This window comes from Akkermansia muciniphila ATCC BAA-835, from assembly GCF_000020225.1.
GTDB lineage: Bacteria > Verrucomicrobiota > Verrucomicrobiia > Verrucomicrobiales > Akkermansiaceae > Akkermansia > Akkermansia muciniphila.
On the sequence record NC_010655.1, the window covers coordinates 964147 to 989904 of the forward strand.

Consider the following 25758-nt stretch of genomic DNA (forward strand, 5'->3'; position numbering starts at 1 on the left):
CCAGTTCAGGGAAGACAAAGTGCTAAGTCATCTATATTCGCTTGCAAGTATTTTATGCGTGTGTCGTGGCATGCCTGAGAACAATCTTTTTAACTGCATTCTTCACCTGTTTGATGAAGAAGTGTTTTCTTTTTGCGTAGAATAAATAGGACAGCAACTGTTAATATGGTCAACATTTCCGACAGACAAAGTGCTAGCCACGCACCGTTCGTTCCCATTGCTTCAGGCAACAGGATAAAGCATGGAATAAGAAAAACAAATCCTCGCAACAGGGCAAACAAATTGGCGAGTTTTACATTTTCCACGCTTTGGTAATAACCGATGAGCATCAGGTTGATGATGAAGAAAACAAATGCCAGGGAGAAATATGGAAATCCCTCAATGGCTATGAGCGCCGCAGTGCTGTCCGGATTGACGAACAAGCCTACCAGAATATGCGGGAACAAAATGAATGCTGCCGTCGTGACTATGCCGCAAACAACGGAGGTAAATAATGCGATCCGTTTTGTATCGGCTACGCGTTTTTTCTCTCCAAGCCCGAAGTTATAGCTGATGATGGGTTGCGCTGATTGCGCTATGGCATTGCCTACCATGAATACGAACGGAAGGTAATAGCAGGCAATGCCGAACGCTCCTACTCCATTATCTCCCAGATATTTCATCAATGTGTGGTTCCCGACGAACATGAGCGTGGCCAGTGTCGCTTCAGTCAGCAAAGCGGAAGAACCGATGCGACATTGGCAGACAATATTAAGGAGGGAGAACCGAAAACTTCTGATGCTCCATTTAATAGGATAAAGCCGCAGTTTATGTGCAAATATCCATAAATAAATAAGGCCCGTGGCGCCGCTCGCAAACAGTGCTATGGTTGCGGCGAAAGCAGCTCCCGTCAATCCCCAGCCCAATGGAAAGATAAACAGCCAACCGAGTATTACGGTGATGATTGCAGCAATGATATTGCACATCATAGCCAACTTCGGAGCGCCATCCAAACGAATCATGAATAGGCAGACAGAGCACCACATCTGGAATATCAACGAGGGGATGAACCACAACAGGTATTCCCTAACCATGGGGGTAAGATGTTCGGAAGCGCCTAAAAATCGGGCTGTAGCTGACGGATATGCCATCATCAAGGCAGATGGCACGATGGCGGCAATGGTGACGAACAACAAGGCCTGGGTGACATTAAGGCGCGCGGCTTCCAGTTTTCCTTTTGATAGCTGAATGGAAGCGACTACGGATGAGCCTACGCCTGCCATGAGCCCTATCCCGGTAAACAACATCAGCAGGGGAATGCATATATTGATAGCGGCAATGCCATCGCTTCCGATTCCGTGACCGACGAGTATTCCGTCTACTGCCGTTACTGCCGATATGCTAAGCATCCCGAATAAGGTCGGGATAAAATACTTTCTGAATAATGTGCATACGTCCAGTGTGCCTAAATCAATTGCATTTCTTTTCATATGTGTCTGTTATTCTTATGGCTATTTTTTGCCGGGAAACAAAAAATGCCGGATAAGGTGATTGGTTTTACCCAGTCATCTTATCCGGCATTTTTATTTGCCCTCCGATGAGGATTACAAAACGCTTCTTTTCGTTGTGTGGTCGTAAAAATAGTGCAATAATTTAGGAAATATAATTTTTTTATACGTCATGTTAATGCCTTGGAAAAAATGGGATAGAAAAAAGACTGCTTTCCGGGCAGTCTTTTTAAAACAGTTTGTGTTTTGAAGGGAGCGTTTTCCCGGCAGGCTATGGTTTGCGGCCTCCGGATTCCTGTTGTTGTGCGGGAGGGATTTTCTGCGCTTCCGGCACGGGGAGCGGCGTTTTCTGGATGGTAACGGGCGTTCCTATGCTGGTTTGCCTGTAGAGGATTTCCGCAACATTTCGCGGCAAACGGACGCAGCCATGGGAAACAGGATGCCGCCGAACTTTCCCTACATGCAGGCCCAGCCCCGCGTTGGTAAGACGCTGCCAATAAGGCATGGGAGAGCCGTCAAAACGACCTCCCTCCGGTATGGGATCCGTGGATTCGGCATTGTAGTTGATGCATTTGCCTTCGGCATCATACATTTTGCCGTAGAGGTTGGAAGCATGGTCTTCCTTTTTGGAGATAACGGCGTAGTCCCCCGTTTTGGTCGGATAGGCTTTTACGCCGGAGGAGAGGGGGAAGTCCATGGCAACCAAGCCGTCCACCAGATACTGGCCCCGTTGTTCGTCCAGGCAGACGAAGATTTTTCGGGATTTTTTCGGCTGGCGGTTCAGCAAGGTATCGTCCTTATAGACGTCGTACGTTTTCCGGTAGTCCTTGCGGGCTACAAAATGAGCGTATGTGGAAGGATGAAACGGGTTTTTATATTCCGGAACGGATTTGTCCACGGCACGCGGATCCGGCAGGGCCGCATGGCCCGTGCCGGAGTGGGAACAGGACGCCCACCCCATGAGCACCATGGGGAAGGCGGCCAGAACAAGGAGAGGCTTCATAAGTGGTGGAACCGGGAGGATTCCCCGGATTACTTGGAACGCGGAATCGTCAACTTCTGGTTGATGTGAATCAGATCGGACTTAAGGCCGTTAGCCCTTTTAAGGGCCTTGACAGAGGTGCCGTTCCTGCGGGCGATGGCTCCCAGCGTATCGCCTTTCTTCACGGTGTAGGTGCGGGCCTTGGGAGCGGATTTACGGGAGGAGCTCTTTCTGGCAGCCGTGCTGCGGGAGGATTTGCTGCCGGCCGTGCTCTTCCGCGCGGATGATTTTTTAGTGACGGAAGGCTTGGCGGGGGGATTGTAAGCGTAGCTGGAAGAACTCTGAACCGGGCTGTAATGGCCGGATTCGTAAGCGGGATCAGAGCTTTCCGCGATCCACGGCGGGATTTCGCCGCTGGCCGGTTCCGCAGTGTCGTAACCGGCCGTGGAGGAATTCTGGGTGGAGCAGGAAGAGAGGGGGAATACCAGCGCGGCAGCGCAGGCGCAGGTTAAAATGAATGGCGTTTTCATGTGTGCCCTGTTCATACTAATTTATGATTTCGGATTCAAGGCGGTAGCGCGGATTGTCGGGATTTTTTTTCAGACCTTGCCCAGATTATAAAAGGTTTCCGCATTTCGGGTCGTCACATGGGCCAGATCTTCCAGGTTCATGCCTCTGGCAGCGGCGATGAAACGGGCTGTATGAATGAGATGGGCGGGTTCGTTCATGCGGCCCCGGAGGGGTTCCGGGCTGAGATAGGGGGAGTCCGTTTCCAGCATGATACGGTTTTCCGGGCACCAGCTTGCGGTTTCCGCCACTACGGGGGCGTTTTTAAAAGTAGCCACCCCGGTGAAGGAGACCATGCCGTCCAGTTCGTCAAAGATCCGCATGGCCTGAGCGGTATTTCCGATGAAGCAGTGAAATACGGGACGCACGCGGCCCGCGTAGTTCCGGGCAATAGCCAAGGCGTCCTCAAAGCTCGCGGAGCCTTTCCGGTCCCGCGTATGCAGGACGATATTAAGGCCCAGGCGCTCCGCCAGGTCAAAGTGCCGTTCCAGAAGGTCCTGCTGAAGGCGGTGGAATTGTTCCGTTTCCCAGCCTTGGGGCGCCCCGTGGAAGTAATCCAGGCCCGTTTCCCCGATGGCGGCCAGGGGAACGTCCTGCGCCTTCCGGAAAAGCTGGTCCGCCCAGTCTGCCGGGGCGTCATGGGCATCGTCCGGATGGATGCCCAGCGCACAAAAAACCGCGCCGGGAAACTGGCGCGCCCACGCCGTGTTTGCCTCCCAGTCATCCATCCGCGCCCCCAGCGTAATCATGCGGTCAATGCCTTCCCGGAGGGCATGCTGGACGTAAGTTTCCCTGCGGGACTGGTCGAATTGAGCGGAAGCCAGATGGCAGTGCGTGTCAATAATCATGGTGTAAGGGACTGTGGCGGAACGGATGAAGTTTGTGGATATTTGCCGGCTTTGAAAAGTGTAAACGCAGAGCATGCCTGATTTTTCCTTGCCACGCGGAAGTGAAACGCACAAACTGCCCCGCATGAAATGTACGGCTTTGTGCATGTGCGCCGCCCTGCTGCCGGTGGGCTTCCTGCAGGCAGGAACCCAGCAGATAGAAGCGCCGCAGGAGGGCTCCGTTATCAGTTTCCATCTGGAAAACGATATGTTCGTGGGGGATGATGATAATTATACCAACGGCGTCCGCTTTGCGTGGATGTCCGGCACCACGTCCCGGAGCCATACGTTTTCCGGCATGCTGGGAACAGTGCTGGGCGGCACGAACGCCTCGGATTCCTGGCGGCGGTTCATGGGCATGAACGGTTCCGCCAACCTGCGCCAGCAGTGGGGTTTGGACCTGACCCAGCTCATGTACACCCCGGAGCAGAAGGCCACCTATCCCATCTACAACCAGCACCCCTATGTGGGCAACCTGACGCTGGGGCTGACCTCCCTGGTCAAGAATGAAGACCGGGCCAATTCCCTGGAGCTGCAACTCGGCACCACGGGCACGAATTCCCTCGCCAAGGGCTCCCAGCATTTCATCCATAAGCTGTGGGGTATGGAGCAATGGCCCGGCTGGGCCAACCAGCTCCCCGGAGAGATGACCGCCAATTTGTTTTTCAAGCGGTATTACCGCCTGCGCGGACTGGAGAAGCGCTACGGCTCCGGTTTTGAAACGGATGCCCTGGCTTACTGGCATGCGGACGCCGGCACAGTAAAGGTGCAGGCGGGGGGCGGCATGTCCTTCCGCTTCGGCTATAATCTGGGCAATACTTCTCCGGAGAACAGCATTCGCGGAGCGACCAGTGCAGCACCTCCCTTCGTTTATAACAGGATGTCCGTTTCCAATTGGGGGTATTACGGTTATATTCATGCTGCCGTGCGAGCCGTGGCTCATGACCTGTATCTGGATGGTACGGTGTTTCGTTCCTCCCCCAAGTATGTGAACAAGTATCCCGTAGTGGGAGAATGGGGTTATGGCTTCGGCTTCCGGTACAAGCGCTCGGAATTGCTTTTCGGCCTGCATTACATGACCAAGGAATACACCCAGCAGGAATCCATGCAGTGTGTGGGCATTCTCCAGCTTCGGCATACTTTTTAACGGCTGCGTTTGCAGGCCGTTCATAAACGCAACAGCAGCTTGCAAAGGGCAAGTTTGCTGTTAGAATTAGAATTGCGGATTCGTATGTAACAGGACAATCCGTTTGTGCATATCAACTCCGACACATATTGATTTCATGAGAACGACCAGATCCTGGCTTTTATCCTGTACCGCGCTGGCGGTAAGTTCCGCCATGTGCGGCCTGGGAGCACCGGGCGATTCCGCCCCCGCGCCAGCCCCCACAGGGCTGGAATGGGAACAGGAACAAAACCTGCATTTGAATAAGGAAGCTCCAACCGCCTTTTTCGCGTCTTTCAGCGATTTGCAGTCCGCCTTGAAAGTGCTGCCTGAAAACAGTAAATGGCGCAGGTCCCTGAACGGTCAGTGGAAGTTCCACTGGGCGAAGGATCCCCAGAGCCGCCCGGCCGATTTTTACAAGCCGGATTACGACGTAAAGGACTGGAAGGAGATTAAGGTGCCTTCCTCCTGGCAGACTCAGGGTTACGGCACCCCCATTTATTCCAATCAGCCGTATCCCTTTGAACGCTCCTGGCCTTATGTAATGAAGGAGCCTTCCAACAAGAATTATACGTCCTACAAGGAACGGAACCCCGTAGGTTCCTACCGCCGCACTTTTGAAGTACCTGCGGACTGGGACGGCAGGGAAGTGTACATGCAGTTTGACGGAGTGGATTCCTTCTTCTACCTCTGGATCAACGGGCAGTATGTAGGTTTTTCCAAAGATTCCCGGAATCCGGCCCGTTTTGACATCAGCCCCTACCTTAAGAAGGGGGAGAATGTGGTGGCCGCAGAGGTGTACCGCCATTCCGACGGAGCATATCTGGAATGCCAGGACATGTTCCGCCTGTCCGGCATTTTCCGCAATGTTTCCATCTTTGCGCTGCCGAAAGTTCACATCCGCGACTTTTTCGCACAGGCCAATCCGGTGGACCAGAGGGATTGGGCTTTGAATATTGACCATGCCAAACCGGGGACCGTGGACGGCGATTGGCGCCTTCAGGTGGATGTGGATGTTCGCAATCTGTTTCCGGCAACGGAAAAGCTGGACGGCTGCACGGTTTCCATGGCCCTGTATGACGCTGCCGGAAAACTGGTAGAACCTGTCAAGCCCAAGGATGCGCCATATGACGGCGTGTTGGAAAAGCCCTTGCGCATTACCGGCATGAAGGATTTTAAAACTTCCCTGCTGGGCATTTATTCCAAACCCAGACTATGGTCTGCGGAGGATCCCAACCTGTACACCCTGGTACTGACGCTGAAGCGTGACGGGAAGACGGAAGAAATGGTTTCCTCCCGCGTGGGTTTCCGCAATGTGGTGATTAAGGACAGCGTGTTCCTGGTAAACGGCCAGCCGGTGAAGGTAAAGGGCGTGAACCGCCATGAAAGCCATCCGGAAACAGGGCATTACGTGACTCCGGAGCAGATGGAGGAAGAAGTGCGGATGATGAAACGCGCCAATATCAACCACGTGCGCTGTTCCCATTATCCCGCGGATCCTTATTTTTATTACCTCTGTGACAAGTACGGCATTTACGTGCAGGATGAGGCCAACATCGAGTCCCACGGCTATTACTATGGCAAGGAGTCCCTTTCCCATCCCATTGAGTGGATGCCGGCCCACGTGGACCGCATCATGGCGATGGTGGAGCGCAACAAGAACCATCCCTGCGTGATTATGTGGTCCCTGGGGAATGAAGCCGGCCCCGGCCAGAATTTCCGCAGTGCGGAAAAGATGGTGAAGGCCAGGGATATGTCCCGCCCCACCCACTACGAACGCAATAATGACATTGTGGACTTGGGGTCCAACCAGTATCCGTCCGTGGACTGGACGCGTTCCATGGCGGGCAACAAGGATTTCCCCAAGCCCTACTATATTTCCGAGTACGCACACAACATGATGAATGCCATGGGCAACCTGGCGGATTACTGGGAGGCCATCGAGTCTTCCGACCGCATTATGGGCGGCGCCATCTGGGACTGGGTGGACCAGGGCTTGTACAAGACCCTGCCGAATGGAGAAAAGATGCTCTGCTATGGCGGCGATTTCAACGACCATCCCAATAGCGGCCAGTTTGTGTTCAACGGCACCATCCTGTCGGATCGTACGCCGGAACCGGGTTATTTTGAAGTCAAGCACGTCTATCAGAATATTTCCACATCTTTGACGGACGACGGCAGGATTTCCATTTTCAACAAGAATTTCTTTACGGACCTTTCTTCATACGACATTACCTGGACCCTCACGGAAAACGGCAATGCAGTGGCTGAAGGCAGGTTGGACACGCCTCCGGCCGGTCCCAGAGAAAAGATTGTGGTTCCCATTCCGGACATTCCCCAGTTGAAAAACCGGAAACCGGGGGTGGAGTATGCCTTGCGCATAAGTTACAAGCTGAAGAAGGACAGGGGGTGGGCCAAGAAGGGATATGAATTGGCCTTTGACCAGCTCCAGCTTCCCGTGCAGGGAGATCTGCCTGTGTTCAAGGCTCCTGCGGGCAAAGTCAGCCTCAGCACGGACAAGCATACCGTTTCCGGCAAGGATTTTTCCGTGCAGTTTGACGCGTCCACCGGGGAACTGGCCCAGTTCACGGTAAACGGCAAGCCTCTGTTTAAAACGCCCATGGCGGTGAACGCCCTGCGCGCCGCCTCCAGCAATGAGCCGGGCGTCATGGCCAAGAGCATGGCTAACGGCCTCCGTGAACTGAAGCATGAACTGCTCAGTTACGAAGCCATTGATAACGGCAATAGCGTCACCGTCAAGCAATCCATCAAGGTAAGCGGCAAACAGGCTGAAAACATCAGCGGCTACGGCGATACCAAGACCACCATCACGGCCAGGAAGCAACCCCTGAACGATACGAACACCCATTTCATCAATAATTTGGAATGGACCATCTATGCGGATGGAACTGTCGTCTGCCAGTCCGTACTGCTTCCGCGCGGCAATCCCCTGGAACTGCTGCGCCTGGGATACGAACTCCAGTTGCCGGCGAATATGGACAACGTAGCCTATTACGGGCGCGGGCCGGAAGAAAACTATGCGGACCGCAAGAGCGGCATGCCTCTGGGCGTGTATAAAACGACAGCCTGGGATTCTTTCTTCCCGTACGGCAGACCGCAGGATTGCGGCAACCATGAGGATACCCGCTGGGTGGCCGTTACGGACGACAAGGGGAACGGCCTGCTTTTCGGTTCCGTGGGCGCACCGTTCGCTTTCTCCGCCCTTCCGTATACCACCACGGATTTGATCCTGGCAAACCACCCCGTGGAACTGCCGAAGACGACGGATAAGACCGTTCTGGTTCTCTCTTCCGCCACGCGCGGCCTGGGGGGTGCTTCCTGCGGTCCCGGCCCTATGGGCAGGGACATCATCAAGGCCAACAAGCCCTACCCGATGTCCTTCTTTATGCGGCCCATTACCGCCAAGTCCTACAAGGGGGAAATCCGCGTGCCTGCGGCCCGGCTGGATATGACCATGCTGACCCGCACGGACAAGTATACGGTCAAGAGTGTAACCAGCCAGGAGCAGGGCGAAGCGGACGCCGAATTCGCCATTGACGGTGATCCCGGCACCTTCTGGCACTCTGAATACAATAAAACCGTGACCAAACATCCGCATGTACTGGCCGTGGACCTGGGTAAGGAGCGGGAATTCTCCGGAATCACTTATCTTCCACGTCAGGATGGCAGCAGCAATGGCCGCGTGAAAGATTATTCCGTGGACGTGAGCACGGACGGAGAGAAATGGCAGCCTGCCGCCAAGGGCTCCTTCCCGGACAGTGCTGACCTGCAGGAAGTGAAATTCCAAGCTCCCGTCAAGGCGCGTTATTTCCGCTTCTCCGCCCTTAGTGAGGCGCAGGGGCGGGATTACGCCGCCGTAGCGGAACTGGATATCATTCCCGTTAAGAAATAACTCCTGCGGTTTTTACCGTTTGAACAGGCGCCCCGCCGCTCTTTCCGAGTGCGCGGGGCGTTTTATTGCCGGGCTCCATGGGTTTCCTGGAGGGAAAATGCAGAAGAAGATGGAGGATGAACAATTGGCAGAACAAAAACCCCTGTACGGGAAATACCCGTACAGGGGTTTGATGAAAAGGGAAGCTTCTATTTCCGTTTACGGCGTACCATCAGGGCCGTCAAACCCAGTAAGCTCATGGTGGCTGTCGCGGGTTCCGGGATCAAAAGCTGGATGGTATTGTTTTGCAGATTGATGTTTCCCAGGATGCATTCGGTGTAGTAGTCAAGCTCGTTTGTTAGAGCCTGCTCCTTGGTCGTAAGCCACAGATCGAACGTCTCGGTGCCGGATATATCTATATTATCGTAATTAAGCAGACTGTCGCTGGATACGTCTTTAAAGACAAAAAGAGCTGTTTCTCCATCCTGTCCCGTCACCATTAGATAAACCGGGGATGTCAGGGAAGAAGAGTAATCTCCGGACAAGTTAAATCTGCCGTCAGCGACGCCGCCATTTTGCTCTTCCGGTATATTTGTCAACGCGCTGGTGAAGTTGTTCTGCATGCTCATCAGATCACTGTATTTCAGTTGATCCTGTGCATACGAATTGCCTTGGAAGTTCCATCGGCTGGTGGTCACATCATAACTCCAAGTACCGCTGCTGAAGGTACCTAAAATGGCATTGCCTGCATTTAGCGGTTCTCCGAGAGAATTGATTAGGGAATATGCGGAGGAATCGTCATTGCTGATATTGAAACTGTCCGCTAAGGCAATTTCTCCAGAAAAGAGAGCGCAGGCGGTGAAAGCATTGGTGAAAAGGGAGCGATAGAACATGGCTGGTTATTTGTTGGTTTGATGTTTGCTGGACACCGTGATGTAGGAAGGTGTCTTGGAAGATTCGTAGTAGATGGAAAAAACTCCGCTGAAGGGGATATTGGAAACATCCTCTCCATTGTCCTGACGTTTCCAGGAACCGTTGTTGTTGACGACCTTGACCATGGCATTTTTGTCATCTGCGGGAATGTTGATGACGGCGTCATCAGGCAATTGCAAAGCTATTTCAGCCAAAGTCTGGGAAAGGGGCAGGCGAGTGTGAAGAAGGGAATTGAATGTGGGAACGACCAGCTTCTGATTCTTCAGGGATACTTCCCCAATGACCACAGCTGTAACATCGGAACCAGCTTTGCGCGTAATGGTCAGGGGTTCATGGCTGAACACCGGCATACTGCCGATATTTTCCGTAGATCCCCTTCTTCTCCATTCATTTCCAGAATAATAAGCGGCAAGCTTGGTGGTTGCCGAATTAAAGATATTAACCGTGTCTGCAGACATGGCGGAGCCGCTTTTCAGGCCAAACTGGTTGTCTTCTCCAAGAATATCATCCAGAGTGCGCGCCTTGCGCAGGACATATGAATCGGGGGGAGTGCCCTTGCTTACCAGATCAGAAAGAAGGCGGTCATTCACTTTAATGGAATGCTCCGTCCAGCTGGCTCCCGGTTTTTTCCAACCATCCCGGTTTAAGGGAAGAGCTATAACTTCATTGCCGAAGTGAAGAACCAGCACATAGGCGGAGTTTTCATTCATCAGGTCGTTGAAATTAACGTCCGGGTCCGTGATGGTGACTTTATTACCGGAAATGGTAATGTTGCCTTCTTCAAGGGTGTGCTGTACCAAGGCTTCCGGATGCACCCCTAAACCCAGATAACCCGTTGCTTTGGCGTACAGGGTTGTCTGGATATAGCCGCAGGGCGTACTGTAAGCCGTTTCCGCATGCAGGGAGGCGATTGTTGCCGGAAGCAACGCGCATGCGCAGAGAGAGGCTGGCAGACAATGTACCGGATTGATAAACATTAACCCATTAAGAAGAAAGGAAATCGTTTGTCAATTAGGAAAGGGGGAAACATTCCCGTTTTTCATTTGTCAGACTTTTCCCCGGATGGAGGAAGCTTTCAGGTTTGTCCGGGGGATGGCCCCGGGATTTGAAGCGCAGGAAGGGCTGCCGCCGCTTTTTTCAATGCCTCCGGAACAGTAACTTCCAATGGCCGGACACAGGAAAAACAGGACGGAGGCAGGGTGGTAGAGATACGGTGCGGAACCTGGAAGGGGAAAATCATGAAAAAAAGATTTCAGGAATGCTTGGCAGAGGAAGGGGTGGGGAGAGCCTGAAAACAGGGGAGAGGATTTAATAAAATTTTAATGTTTTTTCCGGGTTGTTTTATTTGCGCCCTGAACGTTCTTCCATTAGGTTGATTCCAACATTCAAGCCGGATATCATTCCGATTCCTCTTTTCATGTTTTCAGAAACGCATTCGGACAGCCAGCGGGCGGACAGGATTCTGGCCTCCATCCGGAGGGAGGAAGCCCGTCCCGGCCGCGGCTTGCTGAAAATCTTCTTTGGCATGGCGCCGGGAGTAGGCAAAACATGCGCCATGCTGGAGGCGGCCATTCAGGCGGCGGACAAGGGCGTGCGAGTCATTATCGGCGTGGCGGAATCCCATGGGAGGGAAGATACGATGCGGCTCATTGGCAGGCTGCCGCGCCTTCCCATGAAAAAGATGGTTTACCGGGGAGTGGAAATGGAGGAATTTGATTTGGAGGAGGCATTGCGCGTGAAGCCCCAGCTTATTCTGGTGGATGAACTGGCGCATACCAACGTCCCGGGAATGCGCCACAGGAAACGCTATCAGGACGTGGAGGATTTGCTGGCCGCGGGAATAGACGTTTACACCACGCTGAACGTGCAGCATCTGGAAAGCCGTTCCGATACCGTTCACGACATTACAGCCGCCCCCGTGCAGGAAACCGTGCCGGATTCCGTATTGGCGGAGGCGGATTGCATCCAGCTGGTGGACATTACTCCGGATCAGCTGCGGACGCGCCTTCGGGAGGGGAAAGTGTACAGCGCTCCCCAGGCTTCCGCCGCTCTGGATCATTTTTTCAAGGAGTCCAATTTGACGGCCCTCCGGGAACTGGCCCTGCGCATCGTAGCGGAGAAGGTGGACCATGAACTGACGGAGGTGCGTACCATTTCCGGGGACCGCTCTATCTGGCGCAGCGGGGAACGTCTGATGGTGGCGGTAGGTCCCAGCCCGTTTTCCGCCCGGCTGGTACGCTGGACGCGCCGCATGGCTTATGCCCTGAACGCTCCGTGGATAGCCCTTTCCGTGGATACGGGCGTGCCCTTGCCTCCTGAACAGCAGCAGCGGCTGGACGCCAATCTGGAATTGGCGCGGCGGCTGGGCGCGGAAGTGGTCGTGATGCCCGGTTCCGATTTGGCGGAAACGCTGCTCCGCATGGCTTTTTTAAGAAATGTCAGCCAAATTGTGGTGGGCAAACCGCAGGAAAGCTACCTGTGGGGCCTGGTGCGGCCCATATCCTTGGTGGATAAGCTGGTGAAGGGAAGCGACCAGATTGATATTTACGTGGTTCCCGCCGCTTCGGGACCGGGCCGTAACCGTTGGAAGAGCTGGCACCGGAAAACGGAGAAAGATGGCCGGGATTACTGGCTGGCCGCAGGCGTGACAGCGGCCGTCACGGGTGCCGGCCTGCTGGTTTCCGCATTTACCGGTTATTTTGCTCCCGGTTTTCTGTATTTGGCCGGAGTAGTGGGCCTGGGCTTTTTCATCCGTTCCCGCTGGGCCATGCTTCTGGCCGCGGCGCTGAGTGTCCTGTTGTGGAACCTGCTGTTTATTCCCCCGGTGATGACGTTCAAGATAGAGCGGCTGGAGGACGCCTTGATGTGCTTCTTTTTCTTTTTGGTGGCCCTTTCTACGGGACGGCTCACTTCCCGCCTGAGGATCCGCGAGCGGGAAGAACGGGAACGGGAAAAAAAGACCAATGCCCTGTTCCTGTATTCCCGGGCCATTGGATCCGCTTCGGACGTGCCTTCCCTCATTTCCGTCGCGGCGGGACAGATCAGCCAGATTATGGGGGTGCGCCTGGCTGTCATGACGCCGGAAGGAGGCGGCGGTAAGCTGAGGCTTTGGGAGACCGGCGGAGAGTACGCCATGGATGAGAAGGAATGGAGCGTGGCAGTCTGGTGTATGGAACACCGCCGCCCCGCAGGAAGGTTTACGGATACGATCCCGGTAGCGGAAGGGTTTTACCTTCCCATGATGTCCGGGGAGCGTTGCATGGGCGTACTGGGCGTAAGGCCAGAGGAAGGGGAGTGCCTGACGGCCGGGCAGAAGGATTTGCTGGAAAGCATGGGAGCGCAGCTGGCCATGGCGCTGGAGCGTGAAGAATTGAGGGCGGAACGGGCGCGTACGCGGCTCATGGAAGAATCGGAAAAACTGCACCGATCCCTGTTGGACAGTGTTTCCCATGAGTTCAAAACGCCTTTGGCCGTGATTGAGGGCGGCTGTGAAAAATTGGCCGGACGTGCCGCGTCCGCACCGGAGGAGCGGGAAGAATACGGGGAAATTTTACTGGCCGCGCGCCGTCTGCGCCGCCTGGTGAAGAATTTGCTGGATGTGAGCCGCCTGGAATCCGGCGCTTTGAAACCCAAACTGGACTGGTGCGATCTGGGGGATGTTATTGAAGGGGCTCTGGCTGCTACCAGGGAAGCACGCCGGAATCATCCCGTGTCTGTTTCCCTGCCGCCGGACTACCCGCTGGTGAAGGCGGATTTTTCCCTGATGGAACAGGTACTGGTCAATCTGCTGTTGAATGCCTGCGTACATACTCCTGAGGGAACCTCTGTTACGTTGCAAGGTGGTGCCGACTCCGTGCGCGGCCAGGTCTGGCTGGATATTCATGACATGGGGCCGGGCATTCCTCCCGAACGGGCGGAAACCATTTTTGAACGTTTCCGGACGACGCGGCCCGGTGGTTTGGGCCTGGGGCTCCCCATTGTGCGCGGGTTCATGGAAGCTCAGCGCGGTGCCGTCTCCCTGGTTCCCGTTTCCGCCGGAACATGTTTCCGGCTTGTCCTTCCCCTGGTGGAGCACGATAGTGTTCCTGAAGAGTAATTCCTCCTGCCTCATGAGCAACTTTCCTGCAGATATCCTGATTATTGACGATGAACGGCAGATACGCCGTCTTCTGAACCTGACGCTGACCGGCGCAGGCTACCATGTCCGCGAGTGTGAAAACGGGCAGCTTGGCTTGAGTGAGACCGCTCTGAAGCGGCCGGATGCCATTATTCTGGATCTGGGGCTTCCGGACATTAACGGCTTGGAAGTGCTGAAACAGCTTCGGGAGTGGACTCAGGTTCCTATCCTGATTCTAACGGCTTGGGACAGGGAGGATGAAAAGGTGGATGCCTTGGATGCCGGGGCGGATGATTACTTGACCAAGCCGTTCAGCGGCCGTGAATTGCTGGCGCGCCTGCGCGTGATGCTTCGGCGCAATCGTCCGGACCGTGAGCCGTCCGTATTCCGGCTGGGTCCCATTGTCGTGGATCTGAGTTCCCGGCGCGTGGAGAAGGGGAAAGAGGAAATTCATTTAACCTCCAAAGAGTACGGAATTCTGCGCCTGCTTCTGCTCCATCAGGGCAAGGTGATGACCCACCGCCAGCTGCTCCGTGAAATTTGGGGTCCCCAGCATGAGGAGGACACGCACTACCTGCGGGTGCACATTGCCCACCTGCGCCAAAAGCTGGGGGATTCCGATCCGGAAAACCGCATTATTCGCGCGGAATCCGGCCTGGGTTACAGAATTGTGGCGGATGGAGCCGAGTAGCCCTTGTCCCAGTTTTACTGGGCTGGAAAAAATAGCGGCACATTATCTGCGGCAGCCGGAAAATATATTTTTTCATAACGGTTGGAGAATGTGGCTTAACTTCACGCAGTCCAACATGCTGTGTAGGATCCAAGACGTATTCAATACGTCTTTATGAAGATCAAGTACAACGCAAGAAACGTAGGAGCCGCAGCCCTGGGCTGCGCCATGATAGCAGGAACCGTCTGCGCAGGAGAGGAAACGGTTTCTCCGTCGATAGCCTCCCTGACAAACATGCAGGAGGCCGCCATACCTTCCACAGACACGGATTGGGCCTTTTCCTTCTCGGCGGGGTGGTCCAGTAAGTACGTAACGGAAGGTCTGGACTGCCTGCCGGGCAGCGGCATCTGGGAAGTGGCTCCGAGCATTTCTTGGAAGAATCTTACGTTCAGCGCCTGGTATGCCGGAGGAGATTCCGCCAATTACGATGAACTGGACCTGGTTCTGGGTTACGCCTGGAATCTGGGGAAGTGGACTGTCAATCCCTGGTATGAGCATCAATTCTATTTTACACAGGATTATAATGTGGCCAATCCGGCGCTGACGGTCTCCTATGCCGTAACGGATTGGATGGCTGTAGGAGCGGAAACCCAGGTGAAAGTGGAACACCAGGATTTTGAAGCCTATTACAGCGCCTTTGTGCGGTTGGAGTGGTCCCCCCTGGAAAATGTGACCGTGGTTCCCATGGTCAGGTACGGGTACAACGGCGGTTATAACGTGGACTATGATGACGGCTCCAACTGCATTGACTGGAGCCTGGGCGTGACATGGCGGTTTGCAGAACATTATACGCTTTCCGGCTCCGTCAATTATTCCCAGGCGGCTACGGTGCTGCGTCACAGGGATGCCGGAGACGAATTCTGGGTGGGATTCCGCCTGGGCATGGAGTTTTAACGGCGCACCGGCGTTAAAAAACGGGCTTCCGGAGAGGAATTAATAATTTCTTAATGTCCGGAGGCCCTTTGTTAACTACCCGGAATTTCCAGAATATGCGTAGAGTTGCGTTGTGTCCTCGCACGACTTGTTAATCATTGTCCTGTTCATAGGCATACTGGTCTCTTTCACCCCGTTTCTCGGAAAATGGCTGGCAAGTGTTTTGATGGGAAGGCAGACATGGCTTCCCCCGGTTCTGGGTCCCGTGGAGCGCTGCGTCTACCGTATGGCCGGAGTGGACCCCACCCGCGAAATGGACTGGAAGAAGTATTTGACGGCCGTTCTTTTGTTTAACGCCGCTGGATTCCTCGTCCTTTTCCTTTCCCTGCTGTGCCAGAAATGGCTGCCTCTGAATCCCGCCGGAACTGAAAATATGCGGTGGGATATAGCCTTGAATACAGCCATCAGCTTCGTGACCAACACTAACTGGCAGTTCTATTCAGGGGAAGGGCCGGAAGGCGTCAGTTATTTTGTTCAAATGACCGGGCTGGGCGTGCAAAATTTCGTCAGCGCCGGTACGGGAATTGCCGTCATGTCCGCCCTGATCCGCGGGCTGGAAAGGAGATGCGCTTCTACTCTGGGGAACTTCTGGACGGATCTGACGCGCAGCATGTTGTATTTTCTGGTCCCTGTTTCCACGGTCATTGCTCTTCTGCTGGTCTCCCAGGGTGTGGTGCAGTCCTTTGACGGACCCATTGCCGTGCCGGGCATGGATGGCGTGGAACAGATGATACCCAGTGGCCCGGCGGCATCCCAGATAGCCATCAAACAGCTCGGAGCAAACGGCGGCGGCTTTTTCGGGAACAACAGCACGCATCCTTTTGAAAACCCCACGCCCTTCAGCAATATGGTTGAAATGCTCTCCCTGCTTCTGGCCGGCTGCGCCTGCCCATACGCCTATGGCGTCATGATCGGAAAAAAGAGGCAGGGGTGGATTATCTTCGGAGCCATGATGATTCTGCTTGTGGCGGCCATTGTCTTGTCCCAGTGGGCGGAACATGCGGGAAACCCGCTTTTCCCGGGCATGGAAATGCTGGAAGGCAAGGAAGTGCGCCTGGGCGTTACGAACAGTTCCCTCTGGTCCGTCGCTACGACGGCATCTTCCAACGGGTCCGTGAACTGCATGCATTCCAGCATGTCCCCGCTGGGCGGCGGGATTGCCCTGTTCAATATGCTGCTGGGTGGGGTAATTTTCGGAGGTCTGGGCTGCGGCTTGTACAGCATGCTGATGTTTGCCATGATTACCGTGTTCCTGTGCGGTTTAATGGTGGGGCGAACCCCGGAATTCCTGGGTAAAAAAATGGGAGCCCGGGAAGTGTGCTGCTCCATGGTGGGCATCCTTCTGCCCGGCATGGCCGTCCTGGTCATGAGCGGCCTGGCCGCCGCTACGGAAACCGGGCGGGCATCCATCTGCAATGCCGGCCCCCACGGGCTGACGGAAATCCTGTACTGCTTCGGTTCCCAGGCCGGGAATAATGGAAGCGCCTTTGCTGGTCTGGCTGCAGGGGATACGCCTTTTTATTCCCTGCTGGGCGGGTTGGCGATGCTGCTGGCCCGCTTCGGAACCATTATTTCGGTGATGATGATTGCTGGCAGCATGGCATCCAGGAAAACCGCTCCGCCGGCCCAGGGCACCATGGGGACGGATAACCTGATGTTCATGGTTCTGCTGGTAGCCGTCGTGCTGGTTGTAGGAGCCCTCACCTTCTTCCCGGCCCTGGCTTTGGGACCTATTCTGGAGCATTTGCTCCTGTATTCGGGAGCCATGCTTTAAGGCGTATTAGCCGATAATCCGGATGTTTATGATCATGAAGGAGAAAAAGAGTCAATCCTGGTATGACGGAGCCATGTTGAAAACAGCTTTCCTGAATGCGCTGCGCAAATTTGACCCGCGCGTCCTGTCTAAAAACTTCGTGATGTTTATCACGGCTGCCGGCGCCCTGATGGCAACGATTGCCCTTATCAGGGATTTGGCTGCCGGGCAACCCTTCGGCTTTACTTTGCAAATCGCGCTCTGGCTCTGGTTCACCGTGCTCTTCGCCAACTTTGCGGAAGCGCTGGCGGAAGGCCGGGGAAAGGCGTATGCGGACGCCCTGAAAGAAATGCGCGTTTATGTGAACGCCCGTTTGCTGACGGACAAGGGAACGGAGGAAATCGTCTCCGTTTCCGAATTGCGCAAAGGGGACAAAGTGTTGTGCGAGGCCGGGGATATCATCCCCCTGGATGGAGAGGTGATAGAAGGCATCGCTAGCGTGGATGAATCCGCCATTACCGGGGAATCCGCTCCGGTCATCCGTGAAAGCGGGGGGGACCGCAGCGCTGTAACGGGAGGAACCCGTGTAATCAGTGACGGCATTGTTATCCGTATTACCGTGGAACCGGGCCATACGTTCTTGGACCGCATGATTTCCATGGTGGAGGGGGCCAGCCGGCAGAAAACGCCCAATGAAACCGCTCTGGGTATCTTGCTGGTGGCGCTGACCATTGTTTTTCTTGCCGTGGTTCTTTCCCTTCCCGCCATGGCCGGATACATTGAGGATTCTGCCCGGGCGCTTGGCTTCAGGGCGGAGGGCCGTATTTCCCTGCCCATCCTGGTCTCTCTTCTGGCATGCCTGATTCCGACGACGATCGGCGGATTGTTAAGTGCCGTTGGTATCAGCGGCATTGACCGGCTTGTGCGCCGGAATGTGCTGGCTGTGTCCGGTCGCGCCGTGGAAGTAGCCGGGGACATTGATGTGCTGATGCTGGATAAAACCGGAACCATCACCTTCGGCAATCGAATGGCGAACGAATTCCTGCCTGCACCCGGGGTGGATGACCTTCAGCTGGCGGAAGCCGCCCAGCTTGCTTCCCTGTCCGATGAAACGCCGGAAGGCCGCAGCATCGTGGTGCTGGCTAAAAAACAGTTTGGAATCCGGGGCCGCCATATGGACGCGGACCATATTGTTTTTATCCCGTTTTCCGCTTCCACCCGCATGAGTGGCGTGGATATTGCGGAGCACGACGGCCGTCCGGCCGTTTCCATCCGGAAAGGAGCGGCGGAAAGCGTGGCGCAGTGGGTGAAAATCCGGGGCGGAACTTTCCCGCAAGAGGTGGAAATGATGGTGCAGAATGTCGCGCGTGTCGGCGGTACGCCGCTGGTAGTGGCCCGGGGAAAAGACGTGCTGGGGGTCATTTATCTGAAAGACATCGTCAAGGGCGGCATCAGGGAACGCTTTGCCCGGCTCCGGGCCATGGGCATCCGGACTGTCATGGTGACAGGGGACAATGCCCTGACTGCCGCATCCATTGCGGCGGAAGCCGGCGTGGATGACTTCATGGCAGAAGCTACGCCTGAGATGAAGCTGGCGCGCATTCGTGAGGAACAGGCTGCCGGCCGCCTGGTGGCCATGACCGGGGATGGAACTAATGACGCTCCCGCCCTGGCCCAGGCCGATGTGGGTGTGGCGATGAACACCGGAACGCAGGCCGCCCGGGAGGCGGGCAACATGGTGGACCTGGACAGCAATCCGACCAAGCTGATTGAAATCGTAGAAATCGGCAAGCAAATGCTGATTACCCGCGGCGCGCTGACCACCTTTTCCTTCGCCAATGACGTAGCCAAATACTTTGCCATCATTCCCGCCATGTTTGCCGGCCTCTTTGTGGCTGACGACATGGCCAGTGGACCTCTTTCCGCCCTGAACATAATGGGCCTGAATTCCCCGCAAAGCGCCATTCTCAGCACTGTGATTTTTAATGCCCTGATCATCGTAGCGCTGATTCCGCTGGCCTTGAAGGGGGTTTCCTACCGTCCAGCGGGAGCGGCCTCCCTGCTGAAGCGCAATATCCTCATTTACGGGGTGGGCGGCCTGATTGCTCCTTTCATGGGCATCAAGCTTATTGATATGGTCATCAATGCATGGCGCCTTGTTTGAACAATCCAATCCTAACCTGCTGAATTATCATGAAGTGGACATTTCCCAATCTGCGCCTGTTTCTGTTTCTGGCCGTCATTACCGGCGGCATTTACCCTTTGGCCGTTACGCTGGCCAGCCTGATTTTTTTCCCTCATCAGGCGCATGGTTCCCTAATCCGGAATGAACGGGGGGAAATTATCGCTTCGGAGCTTGTCGCACAGCCTTTTATCTCCGCCAAATATTTCTGGCCCCGGCCCTCTGCCGGAGAATACGCTACCATGCCTTCCGGAGCCAGCAACCTCTCCTGGACTTCCGGGAAGCTGGTCAGAACGGTGGCGGAGCGCAGGGCGGCTCTGCTGAAAGCCCACAACCTGCCGGAGAAAACGCCTGTCCCTGCGGACATGCTTTTTGCTTCCGGCAGCGGTTTGGAGCCTTTCATCTCTCCGGAAGCGGCGGAGTTGCAGTTGAACCGTGTTGCCTCCACGCGCGGAGTACCTCCGGAAAAAGTCCGGAAACTGGTGTCTGCACACTTCGTCCGGGGTGGAATTCTGGGGGAAAACGTAGTCAACGTGATGACTCTGAACGCCGCGCTGGATACATTGTTCCCGATGAGCGGGATGTAATTGACCGCCCCGGTCCGGAAAATATCCTGGCGGAAAAATCGTCCGGCATCAGCCGGTGCCTTGGTTCCGCGTCTTTCTCCGGTTACCGGGGCGGTTTTCTTATTGGATTTTTGTCAGTTTGGCCTAATCTGTTGAAAAACAGAGACAACAAATTGGTCGGCGTTCGGTATGCTGCCGGATAATCCTTTCAGAATGCAGCAATAGGGGGGCGACATCCTCTCGTTAGTTTTATTAGGCTGATATGAAGTTTCTTCAGCCCCAAATGCGGCTGTTTACAAATAGTCCTTCCTTGGCGGTGTGAACACATCGACAACCTCTCCGCTTTCCATCACCTCAAAGGAATGAGGCGTATTGCCCGGTATGGCGTAGCTGTCCCCTGCATGAAGCAGCACTTCAATATTCTCCTCCGGCATTTCCATGTTCAGGCGGTATTCGCCTGAAATGACGTACCCGCATTGTTCATGCGGATGTTGGTGGGTGGAGGCGAAGTTGCCTTTCACATAGTTCATCTTTGCTACCATTGATTTCTCTCCGACAGCGAGCGAATCCAGTGAAACGCCCTTGAACACTTTCTTCGATGCGTCTTCCTTGCGAACGATGATTTTATTATTTTTTATGATTTCCATATCAATACGTTATCTTCAGTTCCATCTGGATGTTTCCGCGTTCGTATGCCGGGTGATTTTCCGCAAGTCCCTTGAATCCCAGCTTTTTATATGTATGTATGGCAGGCTTGAGCAGGGTGTTGCTTTCAAGAAAAAGAATTTTCGCCTTCATGTCCTTTGCTTTGTCTATGGCTGCATGGCAAAGTATTTCCCCGATGCCTTTGCCCTGCGCATGAGGGTGAACGGCAAGTTTCGCCAGTTCATAATCATATACCGGGTCATCCATTTTGCAGAGGGCACAAACTCCGACGGGCTTCCCCCTGTAAAGGGCTACAAAGATAAAGCCTCCTTTGTTGATAATATATTCCTGCGGATGATCAAGATAGTCCAGATCGTGCGGTTCTATCTTCCAATGTTTTGTAATCCACTGTACGTTAAGTGATTTAAACGTATTTTTGTAACACGGTTCGTAAGGAACTACCCTGATATGCTCCCTTTCCCTCATTTTCCGGGCTTCTTTGACCCGTTGCAGCAGGCTCTTCTCAGCGAGCCGGTCTTCCCATTCGCCGATAGCTCTCCACAAATCATGGCGCGTTTCCTTGGAAATATCCTCTACGGCGACCTCCACGTCTTTGCAAAGCTCTGTCAGCATGGCGGCGACCCTTTTTCCATGTGGAGCCAGGGCGATGACGGTGCGTCTCTTGTCCTTCTGGTCTTCAAGGCTTTTCACCAATCCTCTTGCCGTCATTTCTCCAACGATATTGCTCACGGATGGATGGCTGTGCCCTATTTCCTTCGCTATGCCCGTTATTGTTTTTTCTTTCCCGTCGGCCAAAACGAAAAGCAGGGGAAACCACTTTGGCTTTATGTCAATGCCGTATAATTCATAAATTTGACTTGCATCAGACGTCACAGCATCCGTCAGCATGCGCAGCCTGCTTCCAATGGCTATTTTACCTGTCCTATCGAAAAAATCCATATCTTTCCGTTATTGAATACGTAACTGATTACGTAACTACCATGCCATTATCATGCGAGCAAGCATTTTTTCACATTTTAGTTTTCTTGCAGGTGGGGAATATCGCTGTATCCATCAATGGAATGGAAAAATCCGTCTTCTGTCAGTCGGGTAGGCCGCGGACGTGGTATTTGGCATTGCCGCCCTTGCCCACGCGATTATTTTGGAGCATGGGCAAGGGCTATTCCTGCATTTCTATCCGGTACGGGGCTGCCGTTCTTTCCGGAAATATTTTCCTTGGCGTTCAGAATTTTACACTGTTGCCGGGATACCGGATGCGCCAGCCCCATGGGAAAGCGGGACAGGATTTCCTTGTCAGGGCGGACTCTCCAATAACCCGTTGAGCGTGCAAGTGATATTGCGGGGAATCCGGAGGGGCAAAAAATTTTTAGATAACAGGAAAAATCCTGTTTTTCCATTCAACGGTTGGAGTTATTCTTATGTCTAAAATACCAACATACCATGCTTAACAATCTAACAACAAAATTTCAGGAAGCGCTGATGCAGGCGCAGCAAACTGCAGGACGGCTTGGAAAACCGGAAATCTCCTCTCTGGACGTTCTGGTGGCGTTGCTGGAGCAGGAAGGCGGAATTCTTTCCCCTATTCTCCGCAAGGCCTCTTGCGACCCGGGGTTGTTTCTCCAGGCGGCCCAGAGGGAAGTTTCCCACGAACCTACCCAAAGCGGTGCCACCACCCAGCCCCAGATGGGGCGTGACCTGGCTACGGTAATGCAGGCTGCGGAAGAAGAACGCAAAAAGCTCAAAGATGACTACCTCAGCGTGGAACATTTCATGCTTGGTGCGTTGGACACGCAAAACAAAGTGCACCAGTTGACGGACACCTTTGGCCTGACCAAGGATAATTATCTGGCCGCCATGAAAGAAGTGCGCGGCAACCAGCGCGTGACGGACGATAATCCGGAAGGCAAATACCAGACGCTGGAAAAATATGGAACGGACCTGACGGCCCGCGCCCGTGCCGGTAAAATTGACCCTGTTATCGGCCGCGATACGGAAATCCGCCGTGTTTTGCAGATTCTTTCCCGCAGGACGAAAAACAATCCCGTCCTGATCGGGGAACCCGGCGTTGGTAAAACCGCCATTGCGGAAGGTTTGGCGCGGCGCATAGTCAACGGCGACGTGCCGGAAAGCATGCGCAACAAGCGCATTGTTTCGCTCAACATCGGATCCATGCTCGCCGGGGCCAAATATCGTGGCGAATTTGAAGAGCGCTTGAAATCCTTCCTTAAGGAAGTAACGGATTCCAACGGTGAAATCATTCTATTTATTGATGAACTGCACACCATCGTAGGCGCGGGCGCCAGTGAAGGGGCGGTGGATGCGTCCAACCTGCTCAAACCCGCCCTGGCCCGCGGGGAACTGCGGACCATCGGCGCGACGACACTGGACGAATACCGCAAATACATTGAAAAGGATGCGGCTCTGGAACGCCGGTTTCAGCCCGTCATGGTCTCCGAGCCCAGCGTGGAAGATACCATTGCCATCCTGCGCGGCCTGAAAGAACGCTATGAAGTTCACCATGGGGTGCGTATTACGGACGCTGCCATCGTGGCGGCCGCCACCCTTTCCGACCGTTATATTTCCGACCGTTTTCTGCCTGACAAGGCAGTGGATCTGGTGGATGAAGCGGCAGCCCGCCTCAAAATTGAGCTGGACTCCATGCCCACGGAAATTGACCAGATTGAACGTGAAGCCATGCAGCTTGAAATGGAGCGGCAGGCGCTGGCGAAGGAAGAAGACGCCGACAGCAAGGCGCGTTTGGAAAAAATCACCAAGGACCTGGCCGATTTGAAGGAAAAATCCGGTTCCATGATTGCCAAATGGAAAAGTGAAAAGGAAGTGCTGGACGCCGTCCGCAGGGAACAGGAAAAAATAGAAGCCCTCAAGCTGGAAAGTGAACGGGCCAAACGGATGGGTGATCTGACCCGCGCATCGGAAATCACCTATGGCGAACTTCCGGAGGCCCAGCGCGCCCTGGCGGAAGGCAAGGAAAAGCTCAGTAAAATGCAGAAGGAAGATGGAGGGCTGCTGAAGGAGGAAGTCACGGAAGGAGACATCGCCAAAGTGGTTGCCACCTGGACCGGCATCCCCGCCGCCCGTCTGCAGGAAGGGGAGCGTGCCAAGCTGGTGCACATGGAAGAACGTCTGGGCGCCCGCGTAATCGGGCAGAAACAGGCCGTTAAGGCCGTATCCGACGCCGTGAGGCGCGCCCGCGCCGGGTTGCAGGATGAAAACAGGCCCATTGGCTCTTTCCTGTTCCTGGGACCCACCGGCGTCGGCAAGACGGAGCTCAGCAAGGCACTGGCGGAATTCCTTTTTGACAATGAAAACGCCATCGTCCGCATTGACATGTCCGAATACATGGAAAAACATTCTGTTGCGCGCCTCATCGGGGCGCCTCCCGGATACGTGGGGTATGAAGAAGGCGGTCAGCTCTCTGAGGCCGTGCGGCGCCGTCCGTACTGCGTGGTTCTCTTCGATGAAATTGAAAAGGCCCACCCGGACGTCTTCAACGTATTGCTCCAGGTATTGGACGACGGCCGTATTACGGACGGCCAGGGGCGTACGGTTGACTTCCGCAACACGGTCATCATCATGACCTCCAACATCGGCAGCCAGTATATCCTCAATGAAGCCAATGCGGAACAGCGGGAAGCCAAGGCCCTGGAGGCGTTGCGAGGCCACTTCCGTCCGGAATTCCTGAACCGCATTGATGAAATCATCATCTTTGACCGGCTCACGGCGCAGGAACTCAAGGGCATTGTGGACATTCAGCTTCAGCGTGTCCGCAGGCGCCTGGAAGCCAAAGGCCTGTTTTTGCGCATGACTCCGGAAGCTACGGCTCTGGTGGCGGATCACGGTTTTGATCCTGTTTATGGAGCCCGGCCTCTCAAGCGGGCCATCCAGCATGATCTTCTGGACCCGCTCAGCCTTAAACTTCTGGAAGGGGACTTCCCGGAAGGAACGGAAATCGTGGTGCGGGAAAAAGGCGGCAAATTGGACTTCACCAAGGAGAAAAAATAACTGAAAAGCATGCTTGCCGGCGTGTTGCCGGGAGCGGACAGGGGCGCGGCGTTAGCTGCGTCCCTGTTTATTGCTCCAATGGTGCGGAAAGGCCGCGTATGGAATCTGCGCACTCCTATTTCTTCTTCTCGGAATAGGCACGGTTTCCGTTCAAATCTGCGCTGAGACGGAATATTCCGGCATAACGAAGTAGAAATTGTGGAAAGAACTCGGCATATCAGGGCTGCCTTCATCAGTTTGGGAACCCGGCTACGGAATCGAGGCTTCCTTGCAAGTGGCGGAGATTGTCTGAGTTTTTCTCGAAGAAAGGTAGGGTACAAGAGCAGGGAAGAGAGGGACGTTCAAAAAAAGATGCGGTGGAAAGAGGCAGTATGACAAAAGCATATACTGTTCATGATATGTAGGTTATGTGGGTATTGAGGGGGTGGCGGGAATAAGCGGACGCAAAAAAGAGCACGAAAAAAATTGACAAAAAGGTGTGGTATGATAGATTTCTCGGCACGCCAACACGGCGACGGGATGAAAAGCCCGGCGGCTGAAGGGCTCGGAAGAGCGCTGGAAGCGGCTGGAGCCGGCCACCCGGAGAAAACCCCGGAAGGGGTTGCGATAAGAAGATTTCAAGGGAATGACTACCGAAACCGCCGAGGGTTTTCCGAGGGTGCCGAGAGGTGTCTGAGGGGTAAAAGCCCGAAGGAGCGACCTAGCTCTGAGAGGGGTGGTTTGGTAGAAGCAAGGGGAAAGAAAAAAGGTCGTGACGCGCGCCGTGCGAGGCAGAGCGAAGAGGCCTTCAAGAGACACAACTTGGAGGAAGAGCTGGCTGAAGCATGGCGCAAATGAAATCGCAAGATTCCATTTGGTCCAGCAATTTCAAAAAT

Annotated in this window: 18 protein-coding genes; 10 read left to right on the forward strand and 8 right to left on the reverse strand. The window is 54.5% G+C overall.

What is annotated here, in order from left to right; all coding sequences use genetic code 11:
• Window positions 1–89: 89 nt before the first annotated feature.
• The 4 genes from AMUC_RS04415 to AMUC_RS04430 form a co-directional block, all read right to left on the reverse strand.
• A complete protein-coding gene (locus AMUC_RS04415; RefSeq protein ID WP_012419867.1) occupies window positions 90–1469 on the reverse strand; it encodes an MATE family efflux transporter in 1380 nt (459 codons plus the stop codon).
• A gap of 289 nt (window positions 1470–1758) precedes the next feature.
• Window positions 1759–2490: a L,D-transpeptidase gene (locus AMUC_RS11885; RefSeq protein ID WP_012419868.1), complete on the reverse strand. Its 732-nt coding sequence runs from the start codon at window positions 2488–2490 to the stop codon at window positions 1759–1761.
• A 29-nt stretch (window positions 2491–2519) separates the two neighbouring features.
• Complete coding sequence (locus tag AMUC_RS04425; RefSeq protein ID WP_022198170.1) at window positions 2520–2999, reverse strand: LysM peptidoglycan-binding domain-containing protein; 480 nt, start codon at window positions 2997–2999, stop codon at window positions 2520–2522.
• Window positions 3000–3068: 69 nt separating this feature from the next.
• A complete protein-coding gene (locus AMUC_RS04430) occupies window positions 3069–3884 on the reverse strand; it encodes a TatD family hydrolase (RefSeq protein ID WP_012419870.1) in 816 nt (271 codons plus the stop codon).
• Window positions 3885–4008: 124 nt separating this feature from the next.
• Between AMUC_RS04430 and AMUC_RS04435 the strand changes: the two genes are divergently transcribed.
• Window positions 4009–5070 carry a lipid A deacylase LpxR family protein gene (locus AMUC_RS04435; protein ID WP_012419871.1) on the forward strand — a complete coding sequence of 354 codons (1062 nt, stop codon included), beginning with the start codon at window positions 4009–4011 and terminating at the stop codon, window positions 5068–5070.
• 136 nt (window positions 5071–5206) lie between these two features.
• Window positions 5207–9001, forward strand: a complete 3795-nt coding sequence (locus tag AMUC_RS04440; RefSeq protein ID WP_012419872.1) for a glycoside hydrolase family 2 TIM barrel-domain containing protein — start codon at window positions 5207–5209, stop codon at window positions 8999–9001.
• A 188-nt stretch (window positions 9002–9189) separates the two neighbouring features.
• On the opposite strand, the gene AMUC_RS04445 is transcribed toward AMUC_RS04440, so the two are convergent.
• Both AMUC_RS04445 and AMUC_RS04450 read right to left on the reverse strand, forming a co-directional pair.
• Complete coding sequence (locus AMUC_RS04445; RefSeq protein WP_012419873.1) at window positions 9190–9873, reverse strand: PEP-CTERM sorting domain-containing protein; 684 nt, start codon at window positions 9871–9873, stop codon at window positions 9190–9192.
• A gap of 6 nt (window positions 9874–9879) precedes the next feature.
• Complete coding sequence (locus AMUC_RS04450; RefSeq protein ID WP_012419874.1) at window positions 9880–10890, reverse strand: hypothetical protein; 1011 nt, start codon at window positions 10888–10890, stop codon at window positions 9880–9882.
• Between the two features lie 440 nt (window positions 10891–11330).
• On the opposite strand from AMUC_RS04450, the gene AMUC_RS04455 reads away from it, so the two are divergent.
• The 6 genes from AMUC_RS04455 (at window position 11331) to kdpC (ending at window position 20215) form a co-directional block, all read left to right on the forward strand.
• On the forward strand, window positions 11331–14009 hold the full coding sequence (locus AMUC_RS04455) for a sensor histidine kinase (RefSeq protein WP_012419875.1): 2679 nt from the start codon (window positions 11331–11333) through the stop codon (window positions 14007–14009).
• 13 nt (window positions 14010–14022) lie between these two features.
• The gene (locus AMUC_RS04460) at window positions 14023–14721 is read left to right on the forward strand and encodes a response regulator (protein ID WP_012419876.1); all 699 of its coding nucleotides are present in this window, start codon (window positions 14023–14025) and stop codon (window positions 14719–14721) included.
• A 153-nt stretch (window positions 14722–14874) separates the two neighbouring features.
• On the forward strand, window positions 14875–15654 hold the full coding sequence (locus tag AMUC_RS04465) for a TonB-dependent receptor (protein ID WP_012419877.1): 780 nt from the start codon (window positions 14875–14877) through the stop codon (window positions 15652–15654).
• 112 nt (window positions 15655–15766) lie between these two features.
• A complete protein-coding gene (kdpA, locus tag AMUC_RS04470; protein ID WP_012419878.1) occupies window positions 15767–17467 on the forward strand; it encodes a potassium-transporting ATPase subunit KdpA in 1701 nt (566 codons plus the stop codon).
• 34 nt (window positions 17468–17501) lie between these two features.
• Complete coding sequence (gene kdpB, locus AMUC_RS04475; RefSeq protein ID WP_042448790.1) at window positions 17502–19610, forward strand: potassium-transporting ATPase subunit KdpB; 2109 nt, start codon at window positions 17502–17504, stop codon at window positions 19608–19610.
• A gap of 29 nt (window positions 19611–19639) precedes the next feature.
• Window positions 19640–20215, forward strand: a complete 576-nt coding sequence (kdpC, locus tag AMUC_RS04480) for a potassium-transporting ATPase subunit KdpC (protein ID WP_012419880.1) — start codon at window positions 19640–19642, stop codon at window positions 20213–20215.
• Between the two features lie 272 nt (window positions 20216–20487).
• Here kdpC and AMUC_RS04485 read toward each other — a convergent pair whose 3' ends face one another.
• Together AMUC_RS04485 and AMUC_RS04490 are read right to left on the reverse strand one after the other, a co-directional pair.
• Window positions 20488–20841 carry a cupin domain-containing protein gene (locus tag AMUC_RS04485; protein ID WP_012419881.1) on the reverse strand — a complete coding sequence of 118 codons (354 nt, stop codon included), beginning with the start codon at window positions 20839–20841 and terminating at the stop codon, window positions 20488–20490.
• Window position 20842: 1 nt separating this feature from the next.
• The gene (locus AMUC_RS04490) at window positions 20843–21799 is read right to left on the reverse strand and encodes a bifunctional helix-turn-helix transcriptional regulator/GNAT family N-acetyltransferase (protein ID WP_012419882.1); all 957 of its coding nucleotides are present in this window, start codon (window positions 21797–21799) and stop codon (window positions 20843–20845) included.
• A 501-nt stretch (window positions 21800–22300) separates the two neighbouring features.
• Between AMUC_RS04490 and clpB the strand changes: the two genes are divergently transcribed.
• Window positions 22301–24883 (forward strand): ATP-dependent chaperone ClpB, encoded by a 2583-nt coding sequence (clpB, locus tag AMUC_RS04500; protein WP_012419884.1) that lies wholly within the window; start codon window positions 22301–22303, stop codon window positions 24881–24883.
• Window positions 24884–25366: 483 nt separating this feature from the next.
• Window positions 25367–25720, forward strand: a complete 354-nt coding sequence (locus AMUC_RS04505) for a hypothetical protein (RefSeq protein WP_042447530.1) — start codon at window positions 25367–25369, stop codon at window positions 25718–25720.
• The last annotated feature ends 38 nt before the right edge of the window (window positions 25721–25758 follow it).